At 58.0% G+C, this 18,658-nt stretch carries 15 protein-coding genes and 1 pseudogene; 11 read left to right on the forward strand and 5 right to left on the reverse strand.

What is annotated here, in order from left to right:
• Window positions 1–280: 280 nt before the first annotated feature.
• Both GGR00_RS27800 and GGR00_RS27805 read right to left on the reverse strand, forming a co-directional pair.
• On the reverse strand, window positions 281–2,125 hold the full coding sequence (locus GGR00_RS27800) for an ABC transporter ATP-binding protein (protein WP_184702772.1): 1,845 nt from the start codon (window positions 2,123–2,125) through the stop codon (window positions 281–283).
• Between the two features lie 18 nt (window positions 2,126–2,143).
• Complete coding sequence (locus GGR00_RS27805) at window positions 2,144–3,028, reverse strand: LysR family transcriptional regulator (protein ID WP_055975857.1); 885 nt, start codon at window positions 3,026–3,028, stop codon at window positions 2,144–2,146.
• 156 nt (window positions 3,029–3,184) lie between these two features.
• Here GGR00_RS27805 and GGR00_RS27810 point away from each other — a divergent pair, with 156 nt between their 5' ends.
• The 8 genes from GGR00_RS27810 (at window position 3,185) to GGR00_RS27845 (ending at window position 13,152) form a co-directional block, all read left to right on the forward strand.
• Window positions 3,185–4,765: an amidohydrolase family protein gene (locus tag GGR00_RS27810; protein WP_184702780.1), complete on the forward strand. Its 1,581-nt coding sequence runs from the start codon at window positions 3,185–3,187 to the stop codon at window positions 4,763–4,765.
• Window positions 4,756–6,828 (forward strand): alpha-amylase family protein, encoded by a 2,073-nt coding sequence (locus GGR00_RS27815; protein WP_184702782.1) that lies wholly within the window; start codon window positions 4,756–4,758, stop codon window positions 6,826–6,828. Before GGR00_RS27810 ends, GGR00_RS27815 begins: the two co-directional genes overlap by 10 nt.
• Before the next feature lie 79 nt (window positions 6,829–6,907).
• The gene (locus GGR00_RS27820) at window positions 6,908–8,428 is read left to right on the forward strand and encodes an ABC transporter substrate-binding protein (protein ID WP_184702784.1); all 1,521 of its coding nucleotides are present in this window, start codon (window positions 6,908–6,910) and stop codon (window positions 8,426–8,428) included.
• Window positions 8,374–9,417, forward strand: coding sequence for an ABC transporter permease (locus GGR00_RS27825; protein WP_244487831.1), 1,044 nt, complete (start codon window positions 8,374–8,376; stop codon window positions 9,415–9,417). Before GGR00_RS27820 ends, GGR00_RS27825 begins: the two co-directional genes overlap by 55 nt.
• Complete coding sequence (locus tag GGR00_RS27830; protein WP_184702786.1) at window positions 9,414–10,268, forward strand: ABC transporter permease; 855 nt, start codon at window positions 9,414–9,416, stop codon at window positions 10,266–10,268. The genes GGR00_RS27825 and GGR00_RS27830 overlap by 4 nt, the downstream gene beginning before the upstream one ends.
• Window positions 10,268–10,984: an MBL fold metallo-hydrolase gene (locus GGR00_RS27835; protein WP_055975876.1), complete on the forward strand. Its 717-nt coding sequence runs from the start codon at window positions 10,268–10,270 to the stop codon at window positions 10,982–10,984. Before GGR00_RS27830 ends, GGR00_RS27835 begins: the two co-directional genes overlap by 1 nt.
• 1 nt (window position 10,985) lies before the next feature.
• Window positions 10,986–12,311 carry an amidohydrolase family protein gene (locus GGR00_RS27840; RefSeq protein ID WP_055975879.1) on the forward strand — a complete coding sequence of 442 codons (1,326 nt, stop codon included), beginning with the start codon at window positions 10,986–10,988 and terminating at the stop codon, window positions 12,309–12,311.
• Entirely contained in the window at window positions 12,304–13,152 is an 849-nt protein-coding gene (locus GGR00_RS27845; RefSeq protein ID WP_162244920.1) for an MTAP family purine nucleoside phosphorylase, read from the forward strand. The genes GGR00_RS27840 and GGR00_RS27845 overlap by 8 nt, the downstream gene beginning before the upstream one ends.
• A gap of 277 nt (window positions 13,153–13,429) precedes the next feature.
• Here the strand turns inward: GGR00_RS27845 and arsC are convergent, their stop codons facing one another.
• The 3 genes and pseudogenes from arsC to GGR00_RS27860 all read right to left on the reverse strand — a co-directional run bounded on the left by arsC (window position 13,430) and on the right by GGR00_RS27860 (window position 15,201).
• A complete protein-coding gene (arsC, locus tag GGR00_RS27850; protein WP_184702788.1) occupies window positions 13,430–13,852 on the reverse strand; it encodes an arsenate reductase (glutaredoxin) in 423 nt (140 codons plus the stop codon).
• Window positions 13,852–14,893 (reverse strand): annotated as a pseudogene (gene arsB, locus GGR00_RS27855) (ACR3 family arsenite efflux transporter). The gene arsC and the pseudogene arsB overlap by 1 nt, the downstream one beginning before the upstream one ends.
• 17 nt (window positions 14,894–14,910) lie before the next feature.
• Window positions 14,911–15,201 carry an ArsR/SmtB family transcription factor gene (locus tag GGR00_RS27860; RefSeq protein WP_246441725.1) on the reverse strand — a complete coding sequence of 97 codons (291 nt, stop codon included), beginning with the start codon at window positions 15,199–15,201 and terminating at the stop codon, window positions 14,911–14,913.
• 212 nt (window positions 15,202–15,413) lie between these two features.
• Between GGR00_RS27860 and GGR00_RS27865 the strand changes: the two genes are divergently transcribed.
• From GGR00_RS27865 to GGR00_RS27875, 3 genes are all read left to right on the forward strand, one after another.
• The gene (locus GGR00_RS27865) at window positions 15,414–16,436 is read left to right on the forward strand and encodes an aromatic ring-hydroxylating oxygenase subunit alpha (protein WP_184702790.1); all 1,023 of its coding nucleotides are present in this window, start codon (window positions 15,414–15,416) and stop codon (window positions 16,434–16,436) included.
• Between the two features lie 140 nt (window positions 16,437–16,576).
• Window positions 16,577–17,458: a LysR family transcriptional regulator gene (locus tag GGR00_RS27870; RefSeq protein WP_055977832.1), complete on the forward strand. Its 882-nt coding sequence runs from the start codon at window positions 16,577–16,579 to the stop codon at window positions 17,456–17,458.
• Window positions 17,459–17,580: 122 nt separating this feature from the next.
• Complete coding sequence (locus GGR00_RS27875; RefSeq protein ID WP_184702792.1) at window positions 17,581–18,549, forward strand: PDR/VanB family oxidoreductase; 969 nt, start codon at window positions 17,581–17,583, stop codon at window positions 18,547–18,549.
• Window positions 18,550–18,658: the final 109 nt, after the last annotated feature.

Raw genomic sequence — 18,658 nt, forward strand, 5'->3', positions numbered from 1 at the left:
GGCGCGGGGAGCGACTATGATTAGCCATCACTGGAGAACCTTTCAGCCGGGAGCTGTTTGCTCGCCTATCGCGCGTTTCGTTGAACAGCTGACCCGCTTACGATCTGAACTCCTTGCCCTGGATAAAGCAGGTGCCTCCGGTGGTCTGAGGACTTCGGTAGTAGTTACTCCGACATGGCGGAACATTTTCACGGCTTGCAGAAGAGGCTGCAGCGGCAACCGGAAACGACCGCTGCAGCCCGTCTACCTGTCTGCCGCCATCTAATTCAGCTGCATTGTCTCAAACTTGAACGAAATGGCCGGGGTAGGCCTCGCGATATCGGCGTGAAACAGGCGTGTAGTCCACCGGCCGCACCGGCGACCGCAGTTCTGAGGATTGCAAATGCCGACGGATATGGCGTCTTGACGGGTCTGGTATCGGCACCGCGGCCATCAGTTTTTCCGTGTAAGGATGTTGCGGGTTTTCAAACACCGAAGAGCGCGGCCCGATCTCGACGATTTCGCCCAGATACATGACGGCGACGCGATGGCTGACGCGTTCCACGACAGCCATATCGTGCGAGATGAAAAGGAACGACAGGTCAAGGCTTTCCTGAAGGTCGAGAAGCAGATTGATGACCTGCGCCTTAATGGAGACATCGAGCGCCGATACGGACTCGTCGGCAACGATCAGTTTCGGATCGAGGGCAAGAGCCCTCGCTATGCAGATACGCTGGCGCTGACCACCGGAGAACTCATGCGGAAAACGGTCTGCCATATCCGCTGTCAGGCCGACCCGGTGCAACAGGTCGGCGACCTTTTCCCGGGCCTCACGCTTGGTTCCCAGCTTGTGCGTCAGATATGGCTCCGCAATGGCGTCGCCTATGCGCATGCGCGGATTGAGGCTGGCGTACGGATCCTGAAAGATCATCTGGGCACCGCGCCGCATCTCGCGGAGTTCTTGCCGTTCCAATGACATGATGTCCTTGCCATCGACCAGAACAGATCCGGACGACGGCCGCAGCAGCCGCATGATCGTGCGGCCTGTGGTGGATTTGCCGCATCCGGATTCTCCGACCAACGACAAGGTCTCCCCAGGCTGTATGGAAAACGAGACGTTTTCGACGGCATGAACGCGACCGGAGAGCTTGCCCAGCGATCCACTGTGCACGTCAAAGCGCGTCGTGAGATTCTGGACCTCCAGAACTGGACGCTTGTCTGCTGAAACCGTGTTTGTTGACTGCGGAGCGGGACTGGATTTCCCGCTTTTCATGTCGACAAGCGGAAATCGCAGAGGCTGCATTTGACCGCTCATCGAGCCGAGCGTTGGAACCGAAGAAAGCAATGCACGGGTGTAAGGGTGAGAGGCATGCTTGAAGATTTTCGACGTTTCGGCAGTCTCGATGTTCTCCCCGCGATACATCACCACGGTCCGGTCGGCCATCTCGGCCACCACGCCCATGTCGTGCGTAATGAAAAGAACCGACATTTCCTCTTCATCCTGCAATCCCTTTATCAAATCCAGCACCTGTCCTTGGATGGTGACATCGAGCGCTGTTGTTGGCTCATCCGCAATGAGAAGCTTCGGGCGACTTGCAAGCGCCATGGCGATCATGACCCGCTGCCGCATTCCGCCGGAAAACTGATGCGGATACTCACTGTAGCGGGAGGCGGCTGATGCGATCTGGACCTTGTCCATGAGGCGAAGTGCCTCGTTTTTGGCGTCCGCACGTGCCAGTGACCGATTGTGGCAAAGCAATGCTTCGGCGATTTGGTCACCAACGGTGAAGATCGGGTTGAGACTGGTCATAGGTTCCTGGAAGATCATCGCCACGTCGCGGCCGCGCACCTCGCGCATTTGCCTATCGGACAGTTTTGATATCTCTGAACCGCCAAGCGTTATCGATCCTTCGATACGGCTCGTGTGTTTCGGCAAGAGCCGCATGATTGAAAGCGAGGTGACACTCTTGCCAGAGCCCGACTCCCCGACGATTGCCAAGGTCTCTTTCGGCGCAACATCAAACGACACATTGCGGACCACCTGCCGCCATCCTCCGTCGATCCTGAAGGAGGTCGTCAGGTTGGAAACGGACAGGACTGGCACTGCTGTTTTCAGCCCTTGTCCGGTGGAAGCGATTGCTAGCATTTGATGGTCCTTTGGCAATCAGAAACGATTGCGGGTTATTTGCAAAAGAAAGTCTACGACTGCGCGAACCTTGACCGGCGTCCGCCTATGGGCTGGAAAGACGATAGAAATCGGGTCGGCCTCGATCTCGAAATCGTCGAGAAGCGAGACCAGATCACCGCTTTCGAGGTCTTCGCGAAAAATCCACCAGGTCGCCTGCGATATTCCAATGCCGGCCACGGCAGCTTCGCGGAGGATGTCCCCGCTGTCGGTCACGAGGCTACCCGCGACGCGGACGACATGATCTTCTCCACCTGGGCCCTTGAAGTGCCAGTTGGAGCCGAAGCCGCCGACGAGGCAGTTGTGCCCAAGCAGATCGTCTGGCGTTTCAGGTCTGCCGTGACTTTCAAGATAGGCGGGCGACGCCACCGTCTTCTGCGGGCCACGCAGGAGAATTCGATTGATGAGGCGCGAGTCGGCCAACCGCCCGGAGTGCACGACCAGATCGTAACCGCCTTCGATAGGATTCGCGGTCTGGTGCTTCATGGAGAGTTCGAGGGTCACGTCGGGATAGCGCTGGTAGAAACCTGCAAGTGCCGGGATGACTGTCCGCCGACCGAACGACGGGGGCAGTGCGATCCGCACAAGTCCGCTTGGCGCAATACTGCGCTCGCGCACCGCTGCCTCCGCATCGTCCATATCTTGCAGGATTTTCCGGCAACGCTCGTAGAACTCGGAACCATATTCAGTCAGATGCATCCGGCGCGTCGTTCTATGAAACAGTTGAGCACCCAGATCCTCTTCCAGACGCGTGATGCTTTTGGTGACTGCGGAAGTCGAAAAGCTCAGCGTGCGGGCAGCCGACGTAAAGCTGCCCAATTCCGCAACGCGCACGAATGCCAGTATGTCCTGAAACTTGTTCAACTCTGGAATATGTTCCCGCTCATTTTCTAGGCAAGTTGATAACCAGCTTCACCGAAATGGGGCAATCGCCGGCTATCAGCCGCTTTTGGGCTACCATACAGCAATTGACGTGGCGTCCAGAGGCGATGTGGACCATCGAGCCGCGGGAACTGGAAAATGATTTTTTCCAAAAAGCCGTATTCAACTTGCCCTTCCGTTCCGCAAAGAAAGGGAAAGAGCCGTAACCGGCCAGAGAACGTGAAGAATGGAATCGGCGTGAAAGCCATCTGGTTGAACAATGCACTTTGTCTGCTGGAGTCGGCCCACCAATGGGTGGCGCATCGACGTTCCATCGAGGTCAGGAACGGCCTCATTGCCGGGTTGCACGAGCCCGGTTCCACCATTCCAAGCGATTGTGAAACCATCGATGCTACGGGCCTCATCGCCATACCTGGTCTCGTCAACTGCCATAGCCACTCTCCCGACAATTTGATCCGTGGAACCACAGGCGATCTGCCGCTTGAACTTTGGTCTCTTTCCTCATCAGCCGGACGCGAGAGCCGCACGGCGCGCGAGATATATGTTTCAACGATGCTTGGTGCTGTCGAAATGATAAGGACCGGCACGACAAGCGTTCTGGATCACGTACGTATCTCGCCCGACATAGACTGTGAAGCGCTTGACGCCGTCGCCAGGGCCTGGCGGGACAGCGGCATGCGCGCCACGATAGCGCCAGTGGTGTCGGATCGTATGATCGTCGAGACGATGCCCTTCGAAGCAGAGGACCTCGAAGACATCGACCTGTCAGCTTACGGCCGCCGCCAGCCGCTGCCGGCAACAACACAGATGGACATTGCCGAGAATTTCTTTCAGCGCTGGCACGAAGCCGATGGCGGCCGAATTCGTGTGGCGATTGGCCCCTCGGGGCCACAGCGCTGTTCTGACGACCTGCTGGCAGCCGCCGCGGATTTCAGCAGGCGCAACGATACGCTGCTCCACACGCATGTGTTGGAGACCAGAACTCAGCGCGAGATGGGATTTCGGCTCTATGGCCGCGGCATGATTGCCCACCTCAAGGATCTGGGTGCTCTCACGCCGCGTACCAATCTTGTCCATTCGATCTGGCTGGAGCGGGACGACGCGGAGACAATTGCTCGGATGGGTGCAAGCATCATCCACAATCCGATTTCAAATGCTCGGCTCGGAAGCGGTTTCTGCCCCCTGCCAGAATTGTTGCGCGTCGGCGTGCGTGTCGGGCTTGGCACCGACAGCGCGTGCTGCAACGACAGCAACAATCTACTGGAGGCGGTCAAATGGGCCGCCATCCTGCACAATTCGCTTTCGCAGGATGAAGCCCATTGGACCGGCCCGCATCGGGCATTGTCCTTGGCAACCATAGGCGGCGCAGACGCAGTCGGATTGGAAGGCGTAACCGGCAGGATCGCAGTTGGTCACGCGGCCGACTTGGCGTTCTTCCGCATTGCCTCGCCCGCCTTCGCGCCGCTTAACGACGCTGTTCGCCAGCTTGTGTTGGCGGAAACCGGTTCCGCCCTCGCAATGGTCATGATTGCTGGGCGGATCGCGCAGAAGGATGGCCGGGCAACTCAAATCGACGAGTCCGAACTCTGGGAAGAGGCGCAGGCCTTGTCTCAAAGGCGGCAGCACGACAACCGGAACGCCTATATGGCAACGAACGGACTTGAACTGCCGATCCGACGCATGCGTTCCCGCATCATGGGAGGCTGTGCATGTCACTAGACTGGACACGTCGCCCCGTCAGATTCTTCCAGCATCTGCTGCGTGAGGCGGATGCGATCGATCTCGACGTGAACGATTTGATCGCAGAGATCAAAAGTGTTGGCGCAAACGGCTGCATTGCGATGGGGGGAGGATTTTCCGCCTGGTATCCGACCAGACTTTCCTCGCAACAGATCAACCCGCATCTGTCGTTCGATTTCCTCGGCGCTTTTCTGAAAGCCGCGAAGCCTGAAGGTGTTCGCGTGCTGGTCCGCATGGATATTTCCAAGGGCCGGGAAGGCATGGAACTTGTCCACCCTGATTGGTTCGTTCAACGTGAGGACGGCAGCATCAGTTCCGTCTGGTCGATGCCGCAGATCTGCGCGACTGGCCCATTCTGGCAAAACGAAACATTCGCGATCCTGGACGAGATTCTGGCCAGCTATCTGGATGTGGACGGGTTCTTCTTCAACTACCTGCATGTGCCGAGGTGTCATTGCCCACGCTGCGTCTCGATGGTTTACGAGGCAACCGGCCAGAAGATCCCGCACCACGGTGTTCGTTCTCCGGCCTACGAGACCTGGCGCCAGGATTTCCTGGCCGACTACATGGGCCGCGTGCGCAACTTCATCCGCGAGCGAAAATCGGAGGCCGCGCTGGTGCCCTATCATCATGTTCATGACGGTTGGGACATCGCCCGGATGTCCGAAGTCAGTGACATCATAGGATCTCAGATTTCCAATCCGGTCATGCCAAACCCGGTCGACCCGCAGCCGGCATGGAACCACTGGGCAGCAGAAGAAGCATTGACGGCTCGCGCCCTCAAACCGGGCAACGCCCCGCTTCTCATCCAGACCACCTCGGAAGCCTTTGCCAGTCGTCAGACGGCGATGCCGGACGCGCGTTTGGTCCACAATCTGATCCAGGCTGCGGCACATGGGGCGAGCACGGCCCCGGCCGTCAACGGGTTGCTCAAGCAGGACGATCCTCGCTTCGTCCCGGCTCTGCAAGAACTCGGGCTTTATCAAGCCGGGCAGGCAAGGTGGTACGAAGGCTTGCGTTCGATCGCGCGCATCGCGATCGTCAAATCCGAAGCAAGCCGTCTCTGGGGACCGGATGCCGGGCGGCCGGCGGGTGCGCCTGATGGCTGCGGCCATGTTGCGGAGTTTCGTGGGTTTTTCGAAATGGCTACCGATCTCCGCTACCCCTGCGACATAGTGGTGGCCGGCAGCCTGCGTTTTGCTGAGCTCGAGCGCTACGAGGCAATCCTGCTGCCCGCTATCCATTGTCTTTCGGACGACGATACACACACGCTCGACACTTATGTCCGTAATGGTGGCAAGCTGATCGCCAGCGCCGATCTTGCAGCCTGCGATGAGAACGGCGTTGGGCGCTCAAACCCATCGCTTGGTTGTTTGCCGGGAATTCCCGGAGGAAGCCATAGCGTGGACGGCGCCTATTTCGCCTTGTCCGATGCGAGTTTCCGAAGCGTACTTGAAGGCATTCCTCATGTCGCTGCAGCGGGAGACTTCTGGATACCTTTTTCCTCGGAAAGCGGAAACGGTATCGATCTTCGGTTGATTGGTCCCTTCCCGAACAACGCACCGGAATTCACGCTTGTGGACGGCCCGGGCACAGCACCGGGACTGATCGAACGCGAGTTCGGTCTGGGCAAAGCGATGTGGCTGCCCTGGCGCATAGGGTCCCTATACCACCGCTTCTCCATGCCCGAGTATCGGCAACTGTTCGGCGTCTTGCTCGAAACCGTGGCCGGTTCTGCGCCAGTGAGTACAACCGCGTCCTCGGCGGTCGAGCTCATTTGCTATGAGCACTCGAATGGCATGGTGCTGCATGCACTCAACGGGGCGACCACACGAACGAAGGGTTTGACCGAACTTACGCCGCTGGCTGGGTTCGAAATCACGGTGAAGACCGACGCAGTTAGGGCCATTGACCTTCAAACCGGCGAAGCACTGCCCGTTCGCAAGACACACCAGCATCTGACTATGCGAATTGATCGTTTGGAGAACTTCATGGCAATCGCCGTTCCAGGAGGCGAGGGCCGAGGGGATGACGTGATATGAGGCTGATCAGCAACAAGGCTGCCTCAGTGGTTGCCGCAGCATAACAAGCTCCCGAAAGAGCACAAAGAAGGGTGAACTTATGAAACACATTCTTAGACGCAGCTTCCTGCTTGCCACTGTGGCGACAACGCTCGCCGGCAACTTGCCTTTGATCGCGGCTGCCGGAGAAGCAGGGACGCTTGTCGTGGCCCAGCCGGCTGACGCCTATTCCATGGATCCGGCGAAGCACTCGGCTTTCCCGACAGCAAACATCCTGTTCCAGATCTACGATGGTCTCGTCACCATGGACGGGAAGGGAGAGTTGGTCCCAGCGCTGGCGACATCATGGAGCAATCCGGATCCTCTGACTTGGCGCTTCAAGCTGCGTGAAGGCGTCAAGTTCCACAATGGCGAACCGTTCAATTCACAAGCGGTGAAGTTCACTTTCGACCGCGCGCTCGATCCGAATTTCAAGGCGCCTTACTACTCCCGCATCGCAGCCATCAAATCGGTCGAAGTTGTGGACGACTACACGGTTGACCTCAAGACAGAAAAGCCCTTCCCGACGATGCTGCTGTCGCTTTACGAAGCATCGTTTCCCGCACTGATCGTTCCACCGACATATACGCAGGAAAAGAACGGCGACGCGCTGGGAGCGGCCCCTGTAGGTACGGGCCCCTACAAATTCGTCAAATGGGTGAAGGACGAGGAAGTCGTTCTCGAAGCCAACCCGGACTACTGGGGCGACAAGCCAAAGATCGAGCGGGTCGTTTTCCGTCCCATCAAGGAAACACGCACGCGCATCGCGGAGCTGAAAAGCGGAGGCGCGGACATTGCTGTCGATATCCCGCCCGAGGATGTTTCTTCGCTCGAAGGCGGAGATACCAAGGTCGAAACCGTCTCGAGCGACTTCCTCTACTTCCTGGCCTTCGACACAACGCGTGACACACCGCTCAAGGACAAGCGCGTCCGCCAGGCGATCAACTATGCAGTGGACGTCGATGCCATTCAGCAGGCCTTGCTCAATGGCACGGGCAATCGCATTGCCCTCACTCTCCCGGCGAACGGATTTGCCTACAATTCCGAATGGACGCCCTATCCTTACGACCCCGAAAAGGCAAAGCAGCTCCTGACAGAAGCCGGATATCCTGATGGGTTCTCCATCCCGTTGATGACTCGCAAGGGTCGTTTCCTGAAGGACAGCGAAATCGTTGAAGCGACCGCCGGCTTTCTTCGAAAGGTCGGCATCAAGGCCGACATTCAGTATCTTGAGCCCGGCGTTTGGGGCCAGATTTCTGAGAAGAAGGGCAGGGAAGGCATCACCTTCCCGGGATGGAGCGGGCGCGATCCCAATCTGGTCTGGTTCCCTTTGCTGAAGACGGGCCAATACCAGAGCTATTTCAGCAATCCCGAACTTGACCGGCTGCTGGATGAAGGCGGAGCGACAATTGATGCGGCCCAGCGCAAGGCGATCTACGAAGAGGCAGCAGTCATAATGAAGGACGAGGCGCCTCATCTGCCGATGATCCAGCCGCCGCTGATCTATGGCCTCAACAGCAAGCTGAATTGGAAGCCGCGTACCGACAGCATGATCGACCTGCGCGAGGCGAGCTTCAACTGATCTTCGATGCTACGTGGCATCCTGGCCACGGAAGTCTGAGCAACCTTGCCGATGGAGCGGTCGCGACTTTGTCCTCTTTCCTAACATCTCGAATATTGTATGCGATCGCCGTGGTTTTCGGCGTCTCGCTTGCCGTATTCTTCCTGATCCGGCTCGGCGGAGATCCATCCGCTCTGTTTCTGCCACCTGAAGCGTCGGTGGAAGAGATCGAGCGGTTCCGCCATCTCATGGGCTTCGACCGCCCTCTCGTCGTTCAATATCTCGACTTCATCTCCAGGGCGCTCCAGGGCGATTTCGGCATGTCACTGCGTTACGAGCAGCCGGCGATGCAACTCGTCCTGGAGCGGGTCCCTGCCACTCTTGAACTCAGCGGCATGGCGCTTGCACTGTCGCTGGTCGTGTCGATACCGCTTGCCATCCTTGCTGCTGCCTGGCGCGGATCAGCGCTCGATCGGGCAAGTCTTCTCGTATCCCTTATTGGCCAGAGCTTTCCGGCATTCTGGCTTGCGATCATGCTGATCCTGCTCTTTTCCGAAACACTTCATGTTCTGCCGCCATCGGGACGAGGCGGATGGCAAAATCTCTTGATGCCGGCAATCGTGCTTGCGACCTATTCGACGGCGATCATCACCAGATTGCTGCGCTCGTCGATGATCGAAGTTCTTCAGTCCGACTACATCCGCACCGCGCGCGGCAAAGGCATGAGCGAAGGAAGCATCATATTCAAGCATGCGCTTCGCAACGCCGCGATCCCGACCCTGACCGTAATCGGACTTCAGGTCGGTGCGTTGCTGGGCGGTGCCGTCATCACCGAGGAAGTCTTTGCTTATCCCGGTATCGGCAGGCTTGCGATCCAGGCGATTGCAAACCGCGACTTTACCGTCGTGCAGGCTTTCGTGCTCGTCATGGCCGTCACGATCGTTACCGTCAATCTTCTCGTAGACCTGTCTTATGGCTTGCTCGATCCACGCTTGAGGAAGAGCAAATGATCCTTTTCCTCAGGCGATACCTGGATAGCCGCCTCGCAACCTTCGGTCTCGCGCTGGTGCTGATTGTCGTGTTCGCGGCCTTGTTTGGCCACTGGCTCATGCCATTTGATCCCGAAGCGCAGGACATCATGCAACGCCTGAAGCCACCGCTATGGCGCGGCGAGGGGGGGCTCCATCTTTTCGGAACCGATGCGCTTGGCCGAGATATCTTCAGCCGCTTGATCGCCGGCGCGCGCGTTTCGCTTCTCGTCGGGGTCGCTTCGGTCATCATCTCGGGAACAATAGGTGTCACGCTCGGCCTGATCGCCGGCTACGAGGATCGATATGCAGGCCGTATTCTCATGGCCATTACGGATATCCAGCTTGCCATACCGTTTCTTGTCCTGGCGCTTGCGATGGCCGCTGTGGTTGGGCCTAGCCTCTGGAACATCGTCGTGATCCTTGGGCTGACCAATTGGGTGCAGTATGCCCGCGTTGTGCGTGCGGAATCCCTGGTCCTGCGTGAACGAGAATTCATCCAGGCTGCACAGACGATGGGCATCTCGGTTCCGATGATCCTGATGCGTCACCTGCTGCCTAACGTCATGTCTTCCGTGATCGTCATCTCGAGCCTGCTCGTTGCCAAGATGATCCTGTTCGAATCTTCCCTGAGCTTTCTTGGCCTTGGCGTGCCGCCCGAAATGCCGACTTGGGGAACGATGATTTCGGAAGGCCGCAACTACGTCGGAAACGCCTGGTGGGTGGCGACGGTGCCCGGCTTTGCGATCTTTTTCACCGTGGTTGGTATCAATCTTTCTGGTGATCGGTTGCGGGATCTGCTCGACCCACGTCTGAGGCAGGTGGATTCCTGATGGCCGAGCCAAGCTATGAAATCCTGCTCTCCGGTTTCCCAGGACGGACACCGCGTGGCTTCCTTGGCTGGAGCACGACCGTGCTTCTTCACACAAGGGATGGTCATGCATTGTTTGATACGGGCGGCGCCGGCGATCGACCCGGTGTTCTGGATGCGCTTGCCCGGCGCGGCCTGACGCCGACCGATATTAGAACGGTCGTGCTGTCGCACCTCCACTTCGACCATGTCGCCAATGTCGAGTGCTTCCCGAAGGCGGAGGTGGTTCTTCACGAAACCGAGCTTGCCTATTTCGACGAGCACAAGGCAGATGATCGTGCCATTCCGCTGTTCCAGGTCGAGGGCTTGTTGCGTAGCCCGCAACTTTCACTCGTTTCCGGCGAACTCGACGTCTTGCCGGGCATTCGCATGATCCGGACGCCGGGGCATACCGGCGGCCATGCATCTCTTGTCCTGTCCATAGAGGGAAAGTGTGTCGTTCTCGCGCAGGATGCGATCAAGCATCGCGGCGAGATCGAGACGCAAACCTCGGTTGGTGCTTTCGATGCTGCTGCGGCCAAGGCGAGCATCCAGCGCATTGCCGGCATGGCTGACGTCGTCGTGCCTGGGCACGACGCTCCATTGCACGTCTCCAACAGCAAGGTCGTAGCTGCGGGGACCCTTTCGGAGGTTATCAGTCTTTCGCTGGAAGACCGTTGTTTCGTGATGGAGATTTGACATGCGTACTCTCCTCCACAACGCATTTGTCTGCACCGGGCTGCCGAACGGCTTCATCAAGGACGGCGCGATCCTGATCCAGGGTTCTAAAATTGCCTGGGTTGGCTCCTGTTCCGCGTTGCCTCCGGAGGCTGTGACGGCCAATCGGATGGATCTCGGCGGAAGGGTTGTCATTCCCGGTCTCGTCAACACGCATGCGCATGGCGGCCTCTCGACGCATCGTGGCTGCTGTGACGATGGGGACTTGTTCCAGTGGGCTGCCGCGCTTGCATCCCATACGTCTTCGCTTACGATCGAAGACAATCGACGCGGCTGTACGCTGGCCACGCTGGAAATGGTGCGCAACGGCATCACGACCGCATGCGACTGCACCCGTTACGGAGCCGGAGTATTTGCATCGGTTGCCAGCGAAATCGGCATGCGCTCGCTCAGCGGCGCCTTGGCAAATTCACCGGAGTTGCGGCTAAACGGTCGGCCGAACTGGCCGCTGGCGCTCCAGGAAACCAAGGAGGCAATGAACGTCCACGCAGGGAACGGTCTATGTCGGTTCTACCTCGGCGGGCATTCACCTTATAGCTGCACCCCTCAACTCCTCATCCAGATAAAGCGCGAGGCCGAAGCTCTCGATCTGCCTTTTGTCATCCATCTCGCCGAAAACCGTCGCGAGAACGAGATGATCCTTGAACAACATGGAAAATCGTCGCTCGCCTGGCTCCACAGTCTCGGCGTATTGGATCGCCGAGCGATACTGGCACATTGCGTGTGGCTCGATGATGATGACATGGGCATGCTTGCCACAAGTGGCGCTGGCGTTGCGCATAATCCTGCGAGCAATGCCAAGCTTGCGAGCGGCGTCGCTCCGGTGCCCGCTCTAAGACGGCATGGGATTCCGGTTGGCCTGGGCACGGACAGCACGCTCTCCAATAACTGTCTCGACCTTTTCCAGGAGATGAAGTTTTCGGTCCTTCTGCAACGTGCGGTCTCGCTCGAAGGCTCCATCATGGGAGCTGCCGACGCCTTCTCCATGGCAACTATTGAAGGCGCCCGCGTTCTTGGCTGGGATGATGACATAGGCAGTCTCGAAGCTGGTAAGGAAGCAGATCTCGTCGTTCTTGCACTCGATCACCCTCTCGGGCTGACGCCAGAACGCGTCCTTTCCGACATCGTCTATCGCGCCGGCCCGCAGCATGTGCGCAGCGTCATGATCGCGGGCAGAACCGTCTTCGACGATGGCCAGTTCACGTTGGTCGACGAGGCGGCAGCTCGAAGAGCAATACACAAACACTATCAGTCACTTGCAGTAAATAAGGAAGTATATGATGCATGAAGCTCCTGTCGGCCTGATTACCAGTGCTGCCTCCGAGAACCTCCTTCAGGACCGGCGAGCGGAAATGATTGCAACGCCGTGGGGCGAGGCGCCGGTCTTGCTAGGCAAAATAGGTGGACGAGAGACTGCCGTGGTACTTCGTTACGGCGAAAAACTCACCTTGCCGAGCCACAAGATTAATTACCATGCCAACATCTGGGCATTGCGTGAGCTCGGCGTCGAATCCATAGTCTCTCAAAACGCTATTGGTTCTGTAAATCCAGCCATTCGGCCGGGCGACATTGTCGTTTCCGACGACTTCCTCGACAGGACGAAGTCCCGGGCGCTATCACTCTTCGACGACAGCGAGTGTTGGGTACGGGTTGATTTCACCGATCCATTCTGCCCTCGGCTGCGCACCGAGTTGATTGCTGCTGCAAACAAATTCAGCAATCGGGTCATCGAGCGCGGCACCTTCGTTTGCACTGAGGGGCCGCGCTTCGAAACGCCGGCCGAAATCCGGGCTCATCAGCTCGAGGGTGGGGACATCGTCGGCACGCCGCTGGTTCCCGAAGTCATATTCGCGCGGGAGGCTGAGATGTGCTTCGCCTCAATAGCGCCGGTCATCAATTTCGGGTCCGGAATGGCGCCAGCCGTTGTACATTTTGGCCCTGGCAGCATGAACGAGATCTACTACAAGGAAGGCCTGCACGATCTGATCGAAAAGACATTGATCGAGGCGATCTCGGCACTTTCGATCGAGCGCACATGCAACTGCCGCAACGCGCTCGTAGGCGGCTTCAATGGCGAACCGCCCGCGTGGATGAAGGCCAAGAGTACAGCTGCGTCAGAGCGAACCTAGCGTTCGGCATAAACGCTGGCATGGAGTTAACGGGTCGACTAGAAGTCGCTATAACAAGATGCACGGGCGCGCCAGCGTTAGGAAAACGTGCTTAGGGTAGTTCCTGCTCCAATGCGGCAATGGACCTGGAGTTAGTTCATCGATCCCGCGCCTGGAAAAACGGTGCGGGATCGAAAGCTGGGCTATTTGAAGAGCATCGGCCTCTAGTCTAGCGATTAGGCAGCTTCTGCAAATTGCCGCTGAGCAGCCCTCAAGGGCTCACTGTATGTTGGGCACGTCACTCAACGCGGTTCCCTTCCGCATCGATCAGCATATCGCCATCCTCCTTGTAGAACGGTCCCTTCTGGGGAAGCGGTAGGATGGCGAGCACGATATCTGAAGGTCGGCTGAGGCGCACGCCCCATGGCGTGACAACGAACGGCCGATTGATGAGGATCGGATGCTCGATCATGGCATCCAAAAGCTGGTCGTCGGCCAGCGTCGGATCGTTCAGGCCCAGTTCCGCATAGGGCGTTCCTTTCTGCCTGACGGCTTCTCGTACGTTCAGGCCCGCTTTGGAAATCAGCTCCTGAAGCACCGCGCGTGTTGGCGGCGTTTTCAGGTACTCAATGACCACGGGCTCGACCCCCGCATTGCGGATGAGCGCAAGCGCGTTGCGGGACGTGCCGCAACCGGGGTTGTAGTATATGGTGACGTCCATCAGGTGATCCTTTCGCTTGATTTGGCGGCGGACACGGCGGATCCCCGCTCGTACCAGCCCTTGCTGCGGTTCACGATCCACACGACCGACAGCATCACGGGCACCTCGACCAGCACGCCGACGACGGTTGCCAGAGCCGCGCCGGACCTGAAGCCGAACAGGCTGATGGCGGCCGCCACCGACAGTTCGAAGAAGTTGGATGCGCCGATCAGCGCCGAAGGACCCGCAACGCAATGCTGCTCGCCACAGATGCGGTTGAGCAGATAGGCCAGGCCTGAATTCAGGTAGACCTGGATCAAGATCGGCACGGCCGGCAGCGCGATGATCGCCGGTTGGGCGATGATCTGCTCGCCCTGGAAGCCGAACAGCAGGACCAGTGTCGCCAGCAATGCCACGAGGGAGAGCGGCTGGAGCGTATGAAGCAGGCTCAAGCGCCTTCTGTCCACCCAAGGCGAGCAGTCGCCGACGCAGGACCTGCGCAATGATCACCGGAATGACGATGTAGAGAATAACCGACAGGACGAGTGTGTCCCACGGTACCGTTATCGCGGACAGGCCGAGCAGCAGGCCGACGATCGGCGCGAAAGCGACCCCATGATGGCGTCGTTGAGCGCCACCTGTGACAGCGTGAAATGCGGTTCGCCCCTGGTCAGGTTGGTCCACACGAAGACCATGGCCGTGCAAGGGGCCGCCGCAAGGATGATGAGGCCCGCAATGTAGGAATCGATCTGGTTGACCGGCAGGTAGGGGCGGAAGAGCCAGCCGATGAAAAGCCAGCCAAGCAGCGCCATCGAGAACGGCTTCACCGCCCAGTTGATGAACAGCGTGACCCCGATCCCGCGCCAATGCCGGCCGACCTCTCCCATGGCGGCGAAGTCGATCTTCACCAGCATCGGGGTGATCATCAGCCAGATCAGGGCGGCGACCGGGATGTTCACCTTGGCGATCTCGGCGGCGCCGATGGCGTGGATGGCCCAGGGATATGCCCACGAAAATGCAGAGCGCGACCCAGAGGGTCAGGTAGCGTTCGAATGCCGACATGATTTCCGTCGTCCAATTTAACAGCAGGCCGTCGCAAGGGCTGGCTGGCAGATGGCCGGATTGCCTGCGCAGCAGTCCTCCAACAGAAAGCGGATCAAGCCACTCAAGGCCTGGTAGTCTGCCGAGTAGACAATGGAGCGCGCGTCCCAGCGGGCGGTGACCACGCCGCCCCGCTCCAGTTCCTTGAGGTGGAACGAGACGTTCGACGGGGAGACCCCTGCGGCTTCCGCAATGAAGCCTGCGGCCATGCCTTCCGGCCCGGCCTTCACCAGGAGCCGAACGATCTTCAATCGCGTTTTCTGGGACATTGCCCCGAACGCGATCAGCGCTTAACGTTCATCCATGACACCTATGGCAGACAGTATCCCCGCCGCACCTCTTGCATATTGTATCCCACCTGGTCCGACCAATCAGCGGAGTTTGCGATAGTAGCCATTGGAATTCACGATTTTTCGGATCCTACCGACGATGCCAGACTGCTCCCTAGGACCTATCCAATAATAGAGCCAGAGAGGAGTCCATGGCTTACATCAAGAACACTTGGTACGCGGCGGCTTGGTCACACGAAATTACTCGTGACATGCTTGCCAGGACGATCGCCAACGAGAAGATTGTATTTTATCGTACGGAGTCCGGGGAAGTCGCAGCGCTCGAAGACCGTTGCCCGCATCGCTTCGTACCGTTGCATCTTGGCAAGCTCAAGGGAGACATCGTTGAGTGCGCTTATCATGGTCTCTGCTTCGATGCGTCGGGCGCCTGCACCCTAAATCCTCATGGGGACGGCAAAATACCGCGCGCAGCCCGCGTTAAGGCTTACAAGGTGGTTGAAAAACATAGTATCGCCTGGCTCTGGCTTGGTGAGGCCGAGCGTGCAGACGAAAGCCTCATCGCTGACTTCAGCGTGTTGACAGACCCCAGTTTCCAGACCGTCTCCAGCTACCTGCATGTCAGAGCCAACTATCAGCTGATCTCCGATAACCTGCTCGATCTCAGCCACGGCCAGTATATCCACCCTATGTTTGCCAACGCTGAGGGGCCGCCACGTTTCGAGCCGGAGAAAGAGCCAGCCGATCACGAAGTCTGGGCAAAGTTCTCTCGTCCCAACCAATACCCCAACAAATACTTCCAGATGCTCGGCTACCCCTCGGATCAGCGCGGTGACCATCGGAACTTTATGCGTTGGTCATCGCCTTCGCTGCTTCTTCTCGATGTCGGCATGACCGGTGTCGGACGCCCAGTTGAAGAGGGATTGTCAATACCAACGTCGCACCTGCTCACGCCCGAAACCGATTGCACCACACATTATTTTTGGGCGATGTCGCGCGATTTTCGGCAGGAAGATGTGGCATTGAGCGAACAACTCCTCCGCGTGGGAGTCGCCGTTTTCGACGACGAGGACAAGCCGGTCATCGAAGCCCAGCAGCGCATGATCGACAACAGCGAGCTAATGTCACTCAATCCTGTGTTGCTACAGACGGATGGCCCTGCTGTTCGAGCCAGACGCGTCGTGGAGGCCCGGCTGCAGGCAGAACAAGCGAGCTGAACGGTCCTGTTAGACATGCGGTGCCGCGGACTTGGTCTGCGGCGCCGCTTGGCGTTTTGTGGCCTGCGTCAAGGAGATGAGTTATGGTGTCGCAAACCTCAACCTCATTGGAGCGGACTTTGCGATTCCGGCACCTGGACATGAACCTGCTGGTTGCCTTGGACGCAATCCTTACGCATCAGAATATTACCCGTGCATCGGAGCGGCTTTGCCTCAGTCAATCTGCTACCAGCGGTATTCTCTCTCGTCTACGTGAGCACTTCGACGATGAGCTGGTTGTCAGAAGCGGTCGTAGCATGGCGCTTACGCCGCTTGCAGAAGAACTCATCGTGCCTTTACGCGCTATCCTTTCGGATACAGAGCGCCTCTTGTCGATGAGAAGCGCCTTCGATCCCGCGACTTCGGATCGTCAATTTACTATAGCCTGTTCAGATTACGTCTGGGCGACCTTGATTCTTGATATCATCTCTGCACTTCGGGAAAATGCGCCGTCCGTGGATATATTCTACCGCGGGCCGAGCACCCGATTTTTCAAGACCGATATCGACCTGTTGATCATCCCCGACCGTTTCATGCTTGAGGATTGCCACTTCGAGCCTTTGCCTCCCAATTCTTACACTTGCATCGTCTGGAAGGGCAACGAACGCATAGGAAAGTCGATTTCCTTGGAGGAGTTTCTGGAAGCCCGCCATGCCCAAGCCTTTAGCGAGAGAACAACGTTCATCGAATCCTGGTTCTTGAAACAATTTGGACGGGCACCGAGAGCGGGGATCACCGCTCCAAGCTTCACATTGTTGCCTGATGCATTGGTGGGAACCGAGTTTCTCGCTCTTGTGCCAAAGGATCTGGCAAATCGCGCGACTTCGTATCTTCCCATCAGAACGGTCAGTGTTCCGTTTGAACTGCCCATAATGACAGACGTATTGCAGTGGCGCCGCTCACATGATCGCGATCCTGGTCTTCACTGGCTGCGAGAACAGGTGGTTGCAGTCGCCAATCAAAGATACACAGCTGCGAGCTGACCTATCGGCCTCATAGATATCTGGCCTCCAAAATTCCAATTTCCGAAATTCATAAGCCCCACCTACCATTTCCAGATGAGCGACCCGCGACGCCGGGGTCTTGGACCTGGAAACTGCTTCTGATGAAAATCGCACATATAGGTACTTCGTTTGCCCTCATCCGTCGCATGACGGTGATTGCGCAGGATATCGTATGCTTGGAGTTGTCGCCAACACGCACTGACGCCTTCCAGCCGTTCACCGCAGGCGCGCACATCGACGTTTTCGTGAACGGCGACGTTATTCGACAGTATTCTCTGTCGAATGATCCGGCCGACAGCTCGATCTACCGTCTCGCGATTCAGAAGGATCCTCAATCACGGGGTGGTTCCGCAGCCATACACGCCACGTTCCAGGCCGGGGACGTCATCCGAATTGGCGTACCTAGAAACAACTTTGAGCTCGCTGAAGACGATACCCATGTGGTCTTGGTTGCTGGCGGCATAGGTATCACCCCAATACTGAGCATGGCCTATCGTCTGTCGGCCAAGGGTACCAGTTTTGCTCTTCATCTGTGCGCGCGCTCGATTGAAAGGGCCGCCTTCATTGACGAAATCGCGTCAAGTTCATTCGCTTCGAAACTGCATCTCCATCTTGATGATGGTGGCCCCGAACAGCGCTTCGATCCAACGAAAGCCTTTTCGTCGGTTACGCAAAAATCGGCGGTGTATGTGTGCGGCCCCCGGGGGTTCATGGATTTTGTGACAGAAGCAGCCCGGCGCGGTGGGGTGGATCCGGACCGCATTCACACCGAAAGCTTCAGCGCGGCGCTTGTTCGAGGCGAAGACGAATTCGAAGTGATTGCTGCGCGAAGTGGAAAAGTCCTGCTTGTAAAGCACGACAAATCCATCGCTGAGACGCTCGAGGAAGCAGGCTTGCGCCCTCTCCTCTCATGCGAACAGGGTATATGTGGCACCTGTCTGACCAGGGTAATCAGTGGTGAGGTCGACCACAGGGACACGTTCCAGACTGCTCAGGAAAAATGCGCAGGCAACCAGATAGCCATCTGCTGCTCGCGCGCCAAATCGACACAACTCGTCCTCGATATCTGACCCTGGAGAAGAGAATGAAAACCCGCGCCGCAGTTGCCGTCGGAGCCGGAAAGCCGCTCGAGATCATGGAGGTGGACCTGGAGGGTCCGCGCGAGGGCGAGGTGCTCGT

Source organism: Aminobacter aganoensis, assembly GCF_014206975.1.
GTDB classification, from domain to species: Bacteria; Pseudomonadota; Alphaproteobacteria; order Rhizobiales; family Rhizobiaceae; genus Aminobacter; species Aminobacter aganoensis.

Bases quoted from the DNA above. Each gene is read 5' to 3' on its own strand.
- GGR00_RS27840 (WP_055975879.1), top strand. From the start codon at position 10,986: ATGCGTACTCTCCTCCACAACGCATTTGTCTGCACCGGGCTGCCGAAC.
- GGR00_RS27845 (WP_162244920.1), top strand. From the start codon at position 12,304: ATGCATGAAGCTCCTGTCGGCCTGATTACCAGTGCTGCCTCCGAGAAC.
- GGR00_RS27810 (WP_184702780.1), top strand. From the start codon at position 3,185: ATGATTTTTTCCAAAAAGCCGTATTCAACTTGCCCTTCCGTTCCGCAA.
- GGR00_RS27800 (WP_184702772.1), bottom strand. From the start codon at position 2,125: ATGCTAGCAATCGCTTCCACCGGACAAGGGCTGAAAACAGCAGTGCCA.
- GGR00_RS27815 (WP_184702782.1), top strand. From the start codon at position 4,756: ATGTCACTAGACTGGACACGTCGCCCCGTCAGATTCTTCCAGCATCTG.
- GGR00_RS27865 (WP_184702790.1), top strand. From the start codon at position 15,414: ATGGCTTACATCAAGAACACTTGGTACGCGGCGGCTTGGTCACACGAA.
- GGR00_RS27870 (WP_055977832.1), top strand. From the start codon at position 16,577: ATGAACCTGCTGGTTGCCTTGGACGCAATCCTTACGCATCAGAATATT.
- GGR00_RS27820 (WP_184702784.1), top strand. From the start codon at position 6,908: ATGAAACACATTCTTAGACGCAGCTTCCTGCTTGCCACTGTGGCGACA.
- GGR00_RS27830 (WP_184702786.1), top strand. From the start codon at position 9,414: ATGATCCTTTTCCTCAGGCGATACCTGGATAGCCGCCTCGCAACCTTC.
- GGR00_RS27860 (WP_246441725.1), bottom strand. From the start codon at position 15,201: ATGTCCCAGAAAACGCGATTGAAGATCGTTCGGCTCCTGGTGAAGGCC.
- GGR00_RS27835 (WP_055975876.1), top strand. From the start codon at position 10,268: ATGGCCGAGCCAAGCTATGAAATCCTGCTCTCCGGTTTCCCAGGACGG.
- arsC (WP_184702788.1), bottom strand. From the start codon at position 13,852: ATGGACGTCACCATATACTACAACCCCGGTTGCGGCACGTCCCGCAAC.
- GGR00_RS27875 (WP_184702792.1), top strand. From the start codon at position 17,581: ATGAAAATCGCACATATAGGTACTTCGTTTGCCCTCATCCGTCGCATG.